Below are 15,648 nucleotides of genomic sequence, written 5' to 3' on the forward strand. Positions count from 1 at the left end.
GAACGAGCGTGGCAATCCCACCGAGAACGGCGTGGACCGTACATAATTCGCGATTGCCACGCTACGCTCGCAATGACAACTATCTTTTGGAGCGTATTATCTCTTGCGCAAACTCATCAGTCCGCATAAAGCCTAAACCCATTACCTGTGCCCATTTGATAAAAGCTTTCATTTTTTCAACATAAGTATCGCCTGAGTTTTTAGAGACATAACCTGGAAAACCAAATCGTTCTTGCTTTAAATCGGTAAACTCCCATGGGTGAAAATATAGATTCAGGTACCCGTCTTTGCGGTGCGCTGCTGCGCTCATCCATTTAATCAGGGGCAGTCCCACGTTATGAAACGTCAACCAAAATAAAGGAAAACGCACCAATGGCGATACTGAAGCTGGAATCTGCAAAACATCATGATCAAAGAACCACGCCCGGGGTTTGCTGAAATTGTTATAGCGACCCGGTATAAACGTTGGGTTCATAGAGGTATTATAAGCATAACCTGCTTTTGCAATTTCGGCTTCATCAACCGGCATCATGCGCGCCATACGGAAACCTGTAACCGGCGTTCCGGATATCTCTTCGAGCTTGATTTTGGATTGGAGTAAATGCTCAACTTTAAAATCCGAATGGTAATAACCGTGCGATGCTATTTCATGGCCCTCGTCCACCATTTTGGCTATAATATCTGGTTTGTTTATTGCATAATTGGCCGTACAAAAAAAGGTAGCTTTTACACCGGCTTCTTTAAGCAGGTCAAGAATTTTTAATGTACCGCTTGTTGATATGGATATTTGCTCTTCAAAGGCAAGTTCTTTGCCGTACTCAAGTGGCATATCAAACTCCTCAACATCAAAACCTAATAATATCATTTTCTGCTGCGCGGTAAATTGGTTGAACGGATGATGTAGTTTGGCCGATGCTTGGTTTGCATAAAAATTTTGCCCAGGTATGAGCCAATAATACCTAATACCATTAGCTGTAAGCCCCCAAAAAAAGCTACTGTTGCAATTAATGATGCCCAGCCAGAAAGCTCGTCAAAACCATATAGTTTACTGATCAAGATATACGGGATATACAGCAAAGCTGCGCATGAGAAAAACAAACCTAAACCTGTGGCAATATACAGGGGCTTAACACTAAAGGCCATAATACTGCCCACGGCCAGTTTAACCAGTTTCCAAAAAGAATAACTGGCTTCGCCGGTGTGGCGGGCAGCAGGGGTATAGGGGATACCCATTTGCTGAAATCCTACCCATTTAACCATACCACGGAAAAATATTTCGTACTCGTTTATCTGCTTCAATTCATACACTACTTTTTCATCTAAAAGGCGAAAATCTGATATCCCGTTTTCTAAAGTGATATCAGAGATAGCATTGATAAATTTGTAAAACTTTTTTGAAGCAAACTTTTGGAAACGACCAACGTGCGGATTGGAATCTTTACGATAGGTGTAAACAATGTCATAACCTTCTTCCCAATGCTGCAACATTTGCGGCAACAGGTGTGGGGGGTGTTGTAAATCGGCGTCCATGGTGATTATGGCATCGCCTTTAGCCATGTCTATACCAGCTTTAAGGGCATAATCTTTACCGAAATTTTTTGAAAGGTCGATGTAAAACACATTCGAATGGCTTGCTGCCTGCGCCTTTAACTCAACCAGGGTATTGTCCTTGCTACCATCGTTCACAAAAATGTACTCATAATCATAGGCTATGTCAGCTAAAGACTTGTCAAGTTCGGCCACCAGGTGGCTTATATTTTCCTCTTCGTTAAAAGCGGGGATTACTATTGATAATTTCTTCATGCTGCAACCGCTTTTAAATCTTTATCTGTAAACTTTCTGAACAGAGTTTCATATATAATTTTCAACCAAATTAGAAAGCATGGTAACGCTTTCAGCGCGTAAGGATCAACATAATGTTGCTTTAAATATCTGGGGAACAGATCAGAAGGCGATAAACTGGTTAATATCAAAGCAAAGATTAATAAACCAATATCCAGCTTTGAAACTGGCCGTGTGCCGTTAATGTACCAGATGGCTACGCCTACAAAAGCGATGATATAGGTAGGCGACTCTGACCCGGTACTAAATATTACCGGAAAAATCAATGTCGATGAAAGGATCAGTAGTTGAAAATTTAACTTTTTTAATAAACTGATACGAAGGTATGAAAGCCCAAATAGTACAACACCCGGTAGCAGCACCACCAGGTTTGACAGATGAGGCAAAGCAATTTTACGTACCATACCCATTACTGAAACATCCTCGCGGGTTGAAGCTATGTTGTCTACGTTCTTATGAACTAAATCTGCGTACCAATCCTTATAAGTCTGAACGATAAACCCCGGCGAGGATAAAGCCATTGGCAATATAAACAATACTACCGACCAAAATACCAATGAGCCTATAAGCTTTATCTTGTTATTGGAAAAAAAGAAAAAAGCCAGCCCAACAACACCATACAGCTTAATGAACATACCCAGCGCTATCATCAAAGCAGCCCAAAAATCCTGCTCTTTTTTTATGAAAGTAAAGCTTAATATTATCAACGCGGCAATAAGCGGATTGATTTGCACATTAGCGGCTGATGTCATTAACTCGTGGGCGCAGAGCAGCAGGATGATTAGGTAATGGTTCTCTCTTATAGGCAACTGTTTTATTGCGAATAGTAATAACCCAGCGGTAAACATCACCCATAAAACCACGCCCAAAGCATCGGGCATTAATGCAAACGGCGCTATAATATAGCTAAAGATGGGGCCGTAATGATTAAGATCAAAATAATGGGCAGCATCGTGCAGATAAAGATTACGCTGCTCTAAAACGTGTATAAAGTTGTATTTGTAAACAAAGTAATTGTTATGGATATGGGTGTGCCCTAATATTACACTTTTAACAACAGCAAACAAGCTTAAGCCAAACCAAAACACATAGACGAAAGGTTTACTGGTAAAGAATTTAGCAAGTTTATCCATTACAAGGGGCTGGTATTTCGGTTGGCAAATTAACTAAAAAAAGTAAAATACAATTGACGAGCCGTTCAGCCCGGCCAATATGCAATTAAAAAAGGGTTCTGTAAGAACAGAACCCTTTTTTAAGCATACTGAAATGTTGTTATGCCGTAGCTAAAGTGACCCCTGCTAGCTGGTCGGCAAAAGCAATAAACGCTTTGTCTGACGATATGCGGGCTTGATTTTCTATCAGTTTTTGCAAATTTACTTTTCCAATAACATATTTATATGTGCCGGAGTAATATCGCTCTTTAATTTCTTTAAAATCAAGTAAGTCTACCAGGTCTTCGTTATCGTAACGCAGGTAAATGCATAGCTCAATGTCATTGGTAAAATTTAAGCCTGCACTGGTTTTGATCTTCTTGTACTCGTACTGATAGTCATAACGCAAGGCCGCTATGTCTGACAACACAGCCGAACCTGTTGGGTGGCCGCCCGCACCTTTACCAAAAAAGAATTGTTGATCTGCAAATGCGGCTTGTACGGTCACACCGTTGTATTCGTACTCCACATTGTATAAAAACTCGCTTTCCGTAACAAACTTAGGCAGTACAAAAAGCGTAACGTGTTCTTCGTCCAGTTCTTTAGCTACGGGTACCAACTTTATTTTTAAGTTTTTCTCCCGGGCGTATTGAATATCGCTGGCCCCTAAATTCTGAATCCCTAAATTAAATACCTTGTCAGGATCAATCACCACTCCATAGGCATGGGCAGCAGCAATAATCAGCTTGTATTTAGCATCAAAGCCACCAACGTCGCTAATCGGGTCAGTTTCGGCAAAGCCGAGATCCTGTGCCTGTTTTAATGCGGCGTCATAATCCATATTCTCTAAAAAACCTTTAGAAAGGATATAGTTTGACGAGCCGTTGAAGATACCGCTGATAGAGTGCAGTAACTCATTATCATAATACTCTTCCAGGTTACGGATGATGGGGATACTACCACAAACCGCCCCTTCATACAGTAATGATGTACCATGCTCTGTTTGCAAAGCTATAAGCTCCTCAAGATATTTTGCGATCATTTTTTTACTGGCCGATACTACATTTTTGCCGGTCTTAAGTGCTGTAGATACGATTTCATAGGCGGCCTCGGTATCGTTAATCAGCTCAATAATGGTGTTGATTTCCGGGTTATTCAATAGCTCATCTTTATCGGTCGTAAAATAATGCTCTGGTAATGTGCGTTTTTTACTGGCGTCTTTAATCGCTATCTTCTTAATTTCAATATTTAGGTTTTTAGTTCTGATGATATCGTATAATCCCTGGCCTACAACGCCGAAGCCAAAAAGGCCGATATTTAATTTTTTACTCATTATGCGGTTTGGTGTATTTGGGCTGTATGCCCGTTTATTGCTGTATTAAAAAATGCTGTTATGATATTAGTTAGCGCTTCTGTCTCTATCAAAAAGCCGTCGTGCCCGTAGTAGGAATCAAACTCTGCATAAATAGCTCCGGGAATATTTTTAGCCAGGTATTTTTGCTCTTCAACAGGAAATAACAGATCGGAGTCAATAGCCACAACCAAAGTACGCGCGGTGATTGCGCTTAAAGCTTTTTCAATGGTTTCGCGATTGCGGCCTACATTGTGCGAGTCCATTGATTTGGTTAGGTACCAATAACTGTAAGCGTTAAAACGTTTTACCAATTTATCGCCCTGGTAGTTTTGATAGCTTGCGGCTTTGTAATTGTCTACTACATCTTCATTATCCTCATGCTGGCTAATCCCGTAGGTTTTATAACCACGATAGGAGAGCAGCGCCATAGCACGCGCTGCTTTTAAACCTTTACTGCCACCATCAGGCATGCCCTGCTCAAAAGTCGGATCAGCTGCAATGGCCAGGCGTTGCGACTCGTTAAAAGCAATGCCCCAGGGGGAGTGTTTGGCATTAGATGCAATAAGGATGAGGTTTTTTATAAAGCCAGGCTCCATAATTGCCCATTCAGAAGCCTGTTGCCCGCCTAATGATCCGCCAATTAAAGTTTGGATGCTATCAATACCTATAGCTTTAGCCATTAGTTGTTGTGATTTAACCATATCGCGCGTAGTAATCTGCGGAAAGGTTAAGTAATAAGGTTGCCCTGTAGCAGGGTCAATGCTCAATGGCCCGCTTGAGCCATAAGCCGATCCCAGCATGTTAACACACACGATATAATGATCTTCGGGATTAAAATAGTAACCCATCCCAAATAAACCCTTCCACCAGTCAAGCACATCAGAGTTTGCAGTAAAGGCATGACATACCCACACTACGTTGTCTTTACCGGCGTTGAGCGTACCATAAGTATGATAGCCCAATTCCAGCCCGGGCAAAACAGCGCCCGACTCCAGCTCAAAAGGTTTATCGTATTTATATAATTGTGTGCTCATTTGTTTGTGTGGTAGTTCAATTGCTCCTTATTGATGGGTGCAGTTATCGTTTTACTTAATTGTTCGGGTAAATAATAACTTGTTAACTGCGTTTGCAATAGCAGTGCACGTAACACATAAATGTGCAAGCAAATGCATAGCCATGAGTGGCTTTAACAGAACTTTTTAAACAGGCGGGATATTTTAAATTTTTCATGTTATTAATTTATATTTCCCGGGATATTTACCGGGGAAGGAATTGGCACCTTCTCTAATTTTAGAGGGTTGCCAGCGGGTCAGTGAGCCTAATCTCTCGCCGCTTCTTTATAAACCAAAACCTAAACGAAGAGGAATTGATCATTTGGTATTGCTACCGTTTGTGGGTGCAAATAAAGGGGATAATTTTTATAAACCCAAATTTTTTTTGAGCTTAAAGCTACAGCGGAACGACCAAGCCGAAAAGAAACGAAAAAGTATCAGCTGTAGTTTGTCAATTTTAGCTTTCCAGCGCCTGCTGTAAATCTGCAATTAGATCGTCAATATGCTCTAAACCCACGGATACCCTTAAAAGGTTAAACGGAGTCTTAGTGTCAGGCCCTTCTATGGTTGCACGATGTTCTATTAAACTCTCTACACCACCAAGGCTGGTAGCTTTGGTAAATAGTTTTAGCTTGTTAATAACCCGGTGTGCATCATCGCGGTCACCTTGTACGCAAAAGGATAGCACACCACCAAATCCGGTCATTTGATCCTTAGCTATATCATGATTTGGGTGCGATGCCAACCCGGGGTAAAGCACTTGGTCTACAGCCGGATGTGTATTTAAAAACTCAGCCAAAAGCTGCGCATTTTGCATATGCCCTTTTACACGGTAAGGCAACGTTTTAATACTGCGCACCAGGTAGTAACAGTCCATAGGCGAGGGGATAGCGCCGCCCATCTCCTGCACCTGGCGAATCTTTTGCCACCATTCGCTCTTATCTGCGGTTATCAGCGCACCACCCATTAAATCACTGTGGCCTCCAAAATATTTGGTGGTTGAGTGCATTACCAAGTCGGCACCCAAACGTAATGGTTGCTGGCATATCGGTGTAGCAAAGGTATTGTCGCACACCACTTTAACGTCGTATTGTTTTGCTACTGCGACGATCTTTTTGATGTCTGTAATTTTTAATAGCGGGTTTGATGGGGTCTCTATCCATATTAAACCCGTGTTTGGCTTTATGTGCGCTTTCAGTACGTCGGCATCATCAATATCAATAAAGTCAAACTCAAGTATCCCTGCAAATAACTGCTTTAGCTGGTTACGCAAGCCGTGGTACATATCATCAGGCGCAATAATGTGTGTGCCCGGTGTCAGCGACTGAAATACAGCCATCCCTGCAGCGTTGCCGGATGAAAATGCAGCAGCATCTATACCACCCTCCAAAGCGGTGAGTACGTTTTCTAAGGCCTTCCGGTTGGGGTTTGCAGAACGGCTGTAAACATAGCCCTCCCTATAATTCTCGTCCTCCATACGCTCAAACGTGGTAGACATAGTGATGGGTTGTATAACGGCGCCGGTGGTATGATCGGTAGTGTTGCCTGCGTGAATGGCGATGGTTTCTGTTTTCATAACAGATCAAATTACCACATTTATTATAAATACTAGTTAATGTTTTTAATTTTACGCAACCCAAAACCTATAATCACTCAACCTATCTATGAAAAAATCAATATTACTACTAGTAACTGTGGTTTTATTTTTTCAGTATCGTGCAAAAATAGGCTTTCAAAACCGAGTTTGAAAGCTGTTTGCAAACCTTTAGAGCCAACGCAAATAACTCTTATTTTTATAGCACCAAAGCGCCAAATTGGTTAGATGATTCTACGTGCATAACTGTTACCAATAGTAGGTTACTAACCGCGATTATTCGTCTTTACATGAGCTGCTACTAATTACGGCAAAAGAGTGGCTTCACTAAAATGGCAAGAAACCACTGCCAACCTTGGATCGCATAAGATGGTTTGGATGTATACACTATGGATCAAGTGTATGACCGCGCAAAAAATGTTTGGTTAAATGTTGATAGAAAAAATTTGATAAACTGTTAGTTTTTAATGTATTAACTACAGGGTGTTAATGCTTCATTGCTGTTTCAAACCGTTTTGCCTTTTTAATTAATGTACTGATGGATCAATCACTTAACATATTTACTGTTTCAACTGTTTCATATTATTTGCAAATTAATACGCTAGGTATTCAGTATAAATTTGCTGCATAAAGGCCTTGCCTTTTTTCAAGTTAGCTTCGGTGTCCTTACTTTTATCTTTAGTGTAGATCCTGCGCTGCCCCGAGCTGTCGAAGGATACAGCCTGATCGGGAGTTATAAAACCAAAGCCATTATCCCAATCGAAAAAGGCAAAGGCGGGCGTATAAGGATTCAATAAGTTTTTAGACCATTTAAACTGATTATATGGTAATCCCAGCTGTGCCAGCAAGGTGGCTGCAATATCAACCTGATTTCCCAGTTTAGTGATCTTGGTGCCACGATATTCAGGTTTCAGCACATCGCCATAAAATAACATCGGTATATGATACTTTGCTGGATCATAAGCGCCAGCAGTGCTTTTTGGCAAACGGTGGCCGTGGTCGGCAACCAGTACGAATAGTGTGTTTTTATACCATGACTGCGTTCTGGCCCGTTCGAAATAAGCGTTCAGGCATGAGTCGGTAAACCAGGCAGTGCTTCTGAACTGATCAGCCACATCCTTACCTTTAAAGTGCCGAGGCACCGGTAAAACAAAAGGCTCATGGTTGGTCGAGGTTTGTACCAAAGAAAAGACCGGTGTGCTTTGCTTGGCCATATAAGCCAGGTGTTTACCAAACAACACGTCGTCAAATGCTCCCCATGTTGAGCCAACTTCGCTTGGTTTCATAGTGTTACGATCGATAATGTCATGAACGCCATGATGTACCATGTAGGTATCAAAATTCATGTAGTCGGCATGGCCACCGTAAAAGTAAGATGTTTTATATCCGGCATCACCAAATGATGTCAGCAGTGAGGGTAGCTTGCGTTGCTTGGCGGTATCAATTACAATAGTTCGTATAGCTTGCGACGGGAACGCGCTCAATATTGCTATGATGCCTTTATCGGTACGGTCACCCACTGCATAAATGTTGCTAAAAAGCACGCCTTGCTTAACGAGGTTTTCAAAGTTAGGAGAAACACCTTTCTCGCCCCCCAATGATTCGATTAGGTCTGCCGTATAGCTTTCCAATTGAATGATGACTACGTTTGGTTTATCGGTCGTTAGCAGCTTAACAGTAGTGTCCTTAGGCGTTCTAAAAGCATCAATAACAATGCGGCGCGCCTCTGCAGTTTCAAAGAAGTTATAAGGGTTGTAAGGGGGTCGCAGATTCTCGAAGGTATTATTAAAAAGGTTCCACTCCGTATTTTGAGCGGCAAGGTCGAGAATCTGATTATCAGAGAAGTACCCCGCGCTTTGGTTAATGGGTGAGGGGGTTATAGTGCCCCGTAATAACAGAAAATTGACAGCTATCAGCAAAAGCGATAGCATGATTTTTGCTTTGGTTGTAACACGGGGTTTAACGAATTTATGGTCGAGAACGTGGAGCGATAATAATACGCCCGCTACCAGCAAAAACAACATAATGCTTAGATGCAAAAAGATAGGCGAGGACGCGGTAGATGACATTGACTCGGCCGGCGAGTTGTAAAGCGTGTCAAATGCCCTAAAGTTAACCTTCGCGCCCCATTCAACAAAAATACCAAGATCCACAACCGCGATCAAACTGATGCAAAACACGCAAAACCAGGTATAGATTTTTAACCAAATAGGGTTAATCCCTTTACCCTTCACAAACCAGTTAACAATAAATATTAATAAAGGTATTACCGCAATGTATGCAGTCGCAGAGGCATCCATACGGACACCATATATGAAAGTTTTAACAATGTCCAGGAAATTGGCACCTTTAAGTTTAGTATAAAAGTACACTTCGAACACGGCCCTTGTTAATCCGAAGAACAGCAGCCAAAAGAGGTAGAAACGTAAAAAACTATAAAGGCTTCTTAACATGGGACGGCAAAAATAACTATTTTACCCCAAGGTTAAGAAGCCTTTAAAAAAATGTGATAGGATTGACTTATTTGCCACCCATTGATTTCAGGTCATCAAGCGTAATTTTGTCATATCCTGCCGGTACACCGAATGTACCAGCCGGAGCTTTTGAGTCAGTAATTGATTTCAAAGTAACATCAACAACCTGACCTTGCTGTACTGTGGTAAATTGAACAGGCACACCACCTGCATCTGCAAATGGTTTAGTTAAACCAGTGATCGGTAGGCTGATATCGTTAGTTACCCAAGCCACATAGCTTGTTCCGGATTTTTGATCCTTAACGTCTACCTTTTTGCAATTGAATCCGCTGATAACCTTAGTTTCAGTACCCGGCGTAAAAGTGAATTTTGGTGCCATTGCTGCAAATTGGTCAATTTCGTCAGGTGTTAAAATAGCCGCTTTTTTCATTGATGCAACCGGTACATCAAGCAATATTGCCGCATATGTTAACTTATTATTGGCAAGCATCTTGATTGTAGCAGGCCCTTGAACTGTTAACATCGCGTTTGAATCGGCTGTGAAATAAAGTTTGCTTTCAGCGTCACCTCTCGGGGTTGACATTTTGTAAGTAGCCAAACCTTGAGTGTAAGTTTTCTGAGCGCTAGCGCTAAATGCCAGTGTCGTAAGTGTTAGGCCTAAGGCAATTTTTAATTTAGTATTCATTTTTTGTAATTTGATTAGTACAATTTAGTTGTTTGTGCTTTACTACGCAACTTATGCTTAATAAATATTTAATTCGACGCTAAAGTTAACGATTTATTACCCTTTAATATGTAATAGTTGATTTGAAGAGCCTTGGCTTGCTGCGTTATATCTGAAATATAACTTGCCGAATTGCTGCCGTCAATAAATAGCTTACTATAAATTACACATGCGCCCAATTTTTTTAAACTAACGTGCGAATTACCGGTAAGGTATATATAACCAACATTTAATTTTGTGCCCGAGGGATTATCAGGCATTGCTTTATCTACTATCAATAGCTTCTGATTTTTAAACTGAATGAGATTTCGATATTTCAACAGAAAAGCAGATTTGATATTGCTATTAAATGCATACACCGAAGTGTCGGTAACTTTACTGCTATCCAAATATGGTTGTATGCTATATTGATAATTTTTATCAGAAGGACTAAGATTAGTCAATACAATAGCTTTATTGCCCTGCTTAAAGATAATACCCTGATTTTTGCGTAAGCTTAAAAAAGTAATACTGTCCTTTTGTATTTCTTTAACACGTTTAATGCTTACACTAAGTGATAATACCAATGTAGCGACTAGGCCTACACCAAGAACCCGTTTCTTTTTGCTAAATAAAAAGTAAAAAACACAGATGATTAGGAAAGATAATAGCACATATTCCACGGTATTAAGCCATATTTTGCTGACGCTTGCAAAGGGCGCATGTTCTATTGCGGTTAGGACTTTATCCATAAGTAAGATAGAACTTTCTAACACCCACGCTAGTGATGAAGATATATAGGGTATCTGCGGTATGGCTAGATAGAGTGCTCCGGTACATAAGATAACTTCTGCTGGGATAAGTATAAACAGGTTACTTATCAAAAAATAAATCGGGAACTGATGAAAATACAACGCGCTTAAGGGAAAAGTAATTACTTGGGCAGCGATGGATACAGAACATGCAACCCAAAACTTATCGCCCCATTTATTATTAACGTTTATCAAATTATACACAATAGGTTGTAGCACTACCATGCCCGCCACGGCCAGATAGGAGAGCTGGAAACCTACATCAACTAATAGAAACGGATTGTATAATACCATAAAGCACGCCGATACCGCGAGGATATTGAGTATGTTTATATAACGGCTATAAGTGGTGCCGATAATTACAAATGAGATCATAAACGCGGCGCGGCAAGCTGCCGGTGAAAGACCGGTAAGCAAAACATAAGCCCATATTAGTAAAATAATAAGCAGAGCTTTTACCATACGCCCACGCCTATATCGCTGTAAGAAACTGAAAATTAAGTTCAATAACAGGTAAATGATTGCTACATGCCCACCCGAAACGGACAAAATATGTATAGTGCCGGTTTTGGAATAGGCCTGCAACACCTCTTGGCTCAAGTTGGCTTTATAACCTAATATTAATGTCGATGCTACAGCGATAGCTGTAGTGTCGTGCATATTACGCTTTAGCTTATTGACCAAACGCTGCCTAAACTGGAGCGAATAAGCGATGATAGGATTGCCTGTCCCTCTGCCTGTTATCTTATATTGAGAGGGAAATAAAAACGCTTGCTGATAAATATTTTGGTTGGCCAGGTACTGTTTATAATTGAACTCTGCCGGATTTAATGGGGTATCTACGGTGGTATAGGTTGCTGGTATCAATAATTTGTCGCCATAACTAAGTGTAGTGGCAAGAGTATCTTTAATTGCTACTAATAATGAGCCCGTTGTCTGATGAATGTCTTTATCAAAAACAGTATGTTCAACCACCGCGGTAAAACGTACTAAGCCATTTTTTAATGTAGGCTCATTGTTGATCCTCACTAAGAGTTGTTTTGCCGATTGTTTAGAAAAGTGATTTTGACGGTTTAAATCATGATGTATTATGACGCTGAGCCAACCGGTTAAAAACAGTATCAAATTAATAAGCACACCCCCTATCCAGTTAAACTTGTAAACGCTGAGTTGCCTGTAACAGATGTTTATAATGATAAAGACTAAGCAAAAAAGCAGGAGTGGAGTTATAGCCCGAAGCAAAAAAAAACTCGTCGAAAAGTTAAGACCCAAAGCTATTCCGGTTAATAAAGGCAGTAGTAGTAATAAAAATGGAACTTCGCCTTTGTGATTAGCTAACACGGATTAGGGTTTTACAAGCTAATATATAAAAATGAATAGTTATAACTGTTCACGCACTTCTAACAAGAACTGCTTTAGGTTTTCTAGTGATTTAATTATGCGTTGCTGATCTTTACTATCGTTGAAATTGTTTTTAAGATAGTCTTTAGCACCAGGGATAGTATAACCTTTGTTTCTTAGCAAATCAAGTATGATCTTAAAGTTTTCTATATCTTCAGGAGTAAATAGTCGGTTGCCCTTTTTGTTCTTTTTCGGCTGAAGTACATCAAACTCTTTCTCATAAAAACGTATCATCGACGCATTAACCTCGAACATAGTTGACACCTCGCCAATGGTGTAATACATTTTACTGATCTCGTGTTCTTTGTAAGGCATGTCACAAATGTAATTGATATTTTCGATTTTTGAATTTCGATTTCTATAGTAGGCGCCGGGCAAGCTAGCCGGGTGCATATTGCTGCAATTTAGTTGCTCAAAATTGCACAAAATTTCACACTTTTGCGGCTATGACTGCTAACGAAATACGACAGGCCTTTCTTGATTTTTTTGCTTCTAAGGGCCATAGCATTGTGCCATCTGCACCTATTGTTGTTAAAAACGATCCTACACTGATGTTCACCAATGCTGGCATGAACCAGTTTAAAGACATATTTTTAGGCGAGGCCCCGGCCAAGTCACCGCGCGTTGCTGATACCCAGCGTTGTTTGCGTGTATCCGGTAAGCATAACGATTTGGAAGAGGTGGGCATCGATACCTACCACCACACCATGTTTGAGATGCTGGGTAACTGGAGCTTTGGCGACTACTTTAAAAAGGAAGCCATTGAATGGAGCTGGGAGTTATTGACTGACGTTTATAAGATAGACAAGAACCGTCTTTACGTTACCATTTTTGAAGGCGATGACAAAGAAGGCCTACCAAAAGACCAGGAAGCATTCGATTTTTGGAAAGCCTACGTGCCCGAAGACCATATCTTGTTAGGTAACAAGAAAGACAACTTTTGGGAGATGGGCGAAACAGGCCCCTGCGGACCATGTTCTGAGATCCACTACGATAACCGTACTGATGCCGAGCGTGCCAACGTTAGCGGCGCTACGTTGGTAAATGCTGATGATCCGCAGGTTATTGAGATATGGAACAACGTATTCATGCAGTTTAACAGACTAAAAAGCGGTGAATTGCAGCCATTACCTGCCCAACACGTGGATACAGGGATGGGTTTTGAGCGTTTAGTACGTGTAATACAAGGCAAGCAAAGTAATTATGATAGTGATGTGTTCTCGCCGGTAATCGCGTTTATCGCTCAAAAATCAGGTAAGGCATACAACGCTGCTGCCATACCCGGTGACGCTGATTGGAATACCGCTGTTGCCATGCGTGTACTGGCAGATCATATTCGTGCAGTGAGCTTTACAATTGCAGATGGTCAGCTGCCATCAAACAATAAGGCTGGTTATGTTATCCGTCGTATACTGCGCCGTGCGGTGCGGTACTCGTACCAGTACTTAGAGTTTAAAGAGCCTTTCCTTAATCAGTTGGTACCTTTATTGGCAGATCAGTTTAAAGGCGTGTTTGACGAGTTGAGTAGTCAAAAGGACTTTGTACAGAAGGTGATTTTAGAAGAAGAGGTGTCTTTCTTAAGAACCTTATCCGCAGGCATCCGGAAGTTTAAAGAGGTGGCCTCTGGCCCAGACAAGGTAATTGCTGGTGCTGTGGCATTTGAGCTTTCTGATACCTATGGTTTCCCGCTGGATTTGACAGAACTGATGGCCCGCGAGATAGGCTGGTCAGTTGATACTGCTGGTTTTGAAACCGCATTGCAAGCTCAAAAGACCCGCTCACGTGCCGCATCTGCTATTGATACCGGCGATTGGGTTTCATTGAAAGAAGATGACACAACTTTCACCGGTTATGATGAAACGCAGAGCATTTGTCACATCACCAAGTACCGCAAGGTTACGGCTAAGGGTAAAGAGCAGTTTCAGGTGGTGTTGGATAAAACACCGTTCTATGCCGAAAGCGGTGGACAGGTGGGCGATACCGGCGAGCTGGTATTCCCTGATGGTGAGATCATTTACGTTACAGATACGAGGAAAGAGAACGGCCTTACCGTTCACTTTGTGGATAAGCTACCCGAGGATATCGATGATGCTTTAACGGCTATCGTCGACAAAGACCGTCGTGACAACATCACTAATAACCATAGCGCTACGCACTTGCTGCATGCTGCCATGAAACAGGTGTTGGGTACGCACGTAAACCAGAAGGGTTCATTGGTGAACAATGATTACCTGCGTTTTGACTTCTCGCACTTTGCCAAGGTTACGGATGACGAGTTAGCTCAGATTGAAGCTATAGTAAACGGTAAAGTGCGCGAGAATATCGCCCTTAACGAGCAGCGCAATGTGCCTTATGACGAGGCCATCACGAGCGGCGTTACTGCACTGTTTGGCGAGAAGTACGGCGACTTTGTACGTGTTATTACTTTTGATGATGCCTTTAGTAAGGAGCTTTGCGGCGGTACGCACGTTAAGGCTACCGGTGCCATAGGTTACTTCAAGATCACGTCAGAAAGCGCGGTTGCTGCCGGTGTTCGTCGTATTGAGGCCATTACGGGTGTAGGTGCAGAGAACTTCATTAATGAGCAAACTAAACTGGTTGGCCAGGTTAAAGAGTTATTGAAGAACCCTAAGGACATCAGCAAAAGCATTGAGAGCCTATTAGAAGAGAACAGCCGTTTAAAGAAAGAGATAGAGAAGTCGATACTAGAGAAGTCATCAGGCTTAAAGGATGAACTGGCTAAGACCGCCGAAGCTATCAATGGTGTTAACTTCATCGCTCAACAAGTGGAGTTACCAAATGCCGACGCGATCAAAAACCTGGCTTACAACCTGAAAGATATCGTGCCTAACCTATACCTTGTTCTAGCTGCTGTTATAGACGGTAAGCCAAACGTTACAGTTATGGTTGCCGATGATTTGGTTAAAGACAAAGGGCTTAACGCCGGAAGCATTGTGCGCGAGTTAGCCAAAGAGATCCAGGGTGGGGGTGGCGGCCAATCGTTCTTTGCAACCGCAGGTGGTAAAGATGTTAGCGGTTTGCCGGCTGTTTTAGCTAAAGCTAAAAGCTTTATAGCTTAGTTATGGCGTTTTGTTTCACGCGTGTGTGACACAGATGAAACAAGTGAAACAAGATTTTGGCTTAACTTATTGATGGTTAGTTGCTTGCTAAATTGAAGTGAAACAAAATGAAACAAAATTTTCAATTAACATATTGATTACGAGCTAATTGAAAACTGTGTCAAAATGCGATTTGTGAAACAACA

General features: G+C 41.5%; 11 protein-coding genes and 1 riboswitch. Of the genes, 1 reads left to right on the forward strand and 10 read right to left on the reverse strand.

Annotated elements, in window-relative coordinates:
- Positions 1-79 precede the first annotated feature (79 nt).
- The 10 genes from ACFSYC_RS15475 to ACFSYC_RS15520 form a co-directional block, all read right to left on the reverse strand.
- The gene (locus ACFSYC_RS15475) at positions 80-865 is read right to left on the reverse strand and encodes a polysaccharide deacetylase family protein (RefSeq protein WP_377129436.1); all 786 of its coding nucleotides are present in this window, start codon (positions 863-865) and stop codon (positions 80-82) included.
- The gene (locus ACFSYC_RS15480; protein ID WP_377129438.1) at positions 862-1,803 is read right to left on the reverse strand and encodes a glycosyltransferase family 2 protein; all 942 of its coding nucleotides are present in this window, start codon (positions 1,801-1,803) and stop codon (positions 862-864) included. The genes ACFSYC_RS15475 and ACFSYC_RS15480 overlap by 4 nt, the downstream gene beginning before the upstream one ends.
- On the reverse strand, positions 1,800-2,975 hold the full coding sequence (locus ACFSYC_RS15485) for a glycosyltransferase family 87 protein (RefSeq protein ID WP_377129440.1): 1,176 nt from the start codon (positions 2,973-2,975) through the stop codon (positions 1,800-1,802). The genes ACFSYC_RS15480 and ACFSYC_RS15485 overlap by 4 nt, the downstream gene beginning before the upstream one ends.
- Before the next feature lie 139 nt (positions 2,976-3,114).
- The gene (locus tag ACFSYC_RS15490; RefSeq protein ID WP_377129442.1) at positions 3,115-4,326 is read right to left on the reverse strand and encodes a homoserine dehydrogenase; all 1,212 of its coding nucleotides are present in this window, start codon (positions 4,324-4,326) and stop codon (positions 3,115-3,117) included.
- A complete protein-coding gene (locus ACFSYC_RS15495) occupies positions 4,326-5,381 on the reverse strand; it encodes a homoserine O-acetyltransferase family protein (RefSeq protein WP_377129444.1) in 1,056 nt (351 codons plus the stop codon). The genes ACFSYC_RS15490 and ACFSYC_RS15495 overlap by 1 nt, the downstream gene beginning before the upstream one ends.
- Before the next feature lie 202 nt (positions 5,382-5,583).
- Positions 5,584-5,693, reverse strand: a riboswitch (SAM riboswitch).
- A gap of 163 nt (positions 5,694-5,856) precedes the next feature.
- Positions 5,857-6,975, reverse strand: coding sequence for a trans-sulfuration enzyme family protein (locus ACFSYC_RS15500; RefSeq protein ID WP_377129446.1), 1,119 nt, complete (start codon positions 6,973-6,975; stop codon positions 5,857-5,859).
- 611 nt (positions 6,976-7,586) lie between these two features.
- A complete protein-coding gene (locus ACFSYC_RS15505) occupies positions 7,587-9,446 on the reverse strand; it encodes an LTA synthase family protein (protein WP_377129447.1) in 1,860 nt (619 codons plus the stop codon).
- A gap of 67 nt (positions 9,447-9,513) precedes the next feature.
- Entirely contained in the window at positions 9,514-10,152 is a 639-nt protein-coding gene (locus ACFSYC_RS15510) for a hypothetical protein (RefSeq protein WP_377129449.1), read from the reverse strand.
- Between the two features lie 68 nt (positions 10,153-10,220).
- Entirely contained in the window at positions 10,221-12,323 is a 2,103-nt protein-coding gene (locus ACFSYC_RS15515; RefSeq protein ID WP_377129451.1) for a ComEC/Rec2 family competence protein, read from the reverse strand.
- A 39-nt stretch (positions 12,324-12,362) separates the two neighbouring features.
- Positions 12,363-12,698: a MerR family transcriptional regulator gene (locus ACFSYC_RS15520; RefSeq protein WP_377129453.1), complete on the reverse strand. Its 336-nt coding sequence runs from the start codon at positions 12,696-12,698 to the stop codon at positions 12,363-12,365.
- A 131-nt stretch (positions 12,699-12,829) separates the two neighbouring features.
- Between ACFSYC_RS15520 and alaS the strand changes: the two genes are divergently transcribed.
- Complete coding sequence (gene alaS, locus ACFSYC_RS15525; protein WP_377129455.1) at positions 12,830-15,463, forward strand: alanine--tRNA ligase; 2,634 nt, start codon at positions 12,830-12,832, stop codon at positions 15,461-15,463.
- Positions 15,464-15,648: the final 185 nt, after the last annotated feature.

This window comes from Mucilaginibacter antarcticus, from assembly GCF_042686155.1.
GTDB classification, from domain to species: domain Bacteria; phylum Bacteroidota; class Bacteroidia; order Sphingobacteriales; family Sphingobacteriaceae; genus Mucilaginibacter; species Mucilaginibacter antarcticus.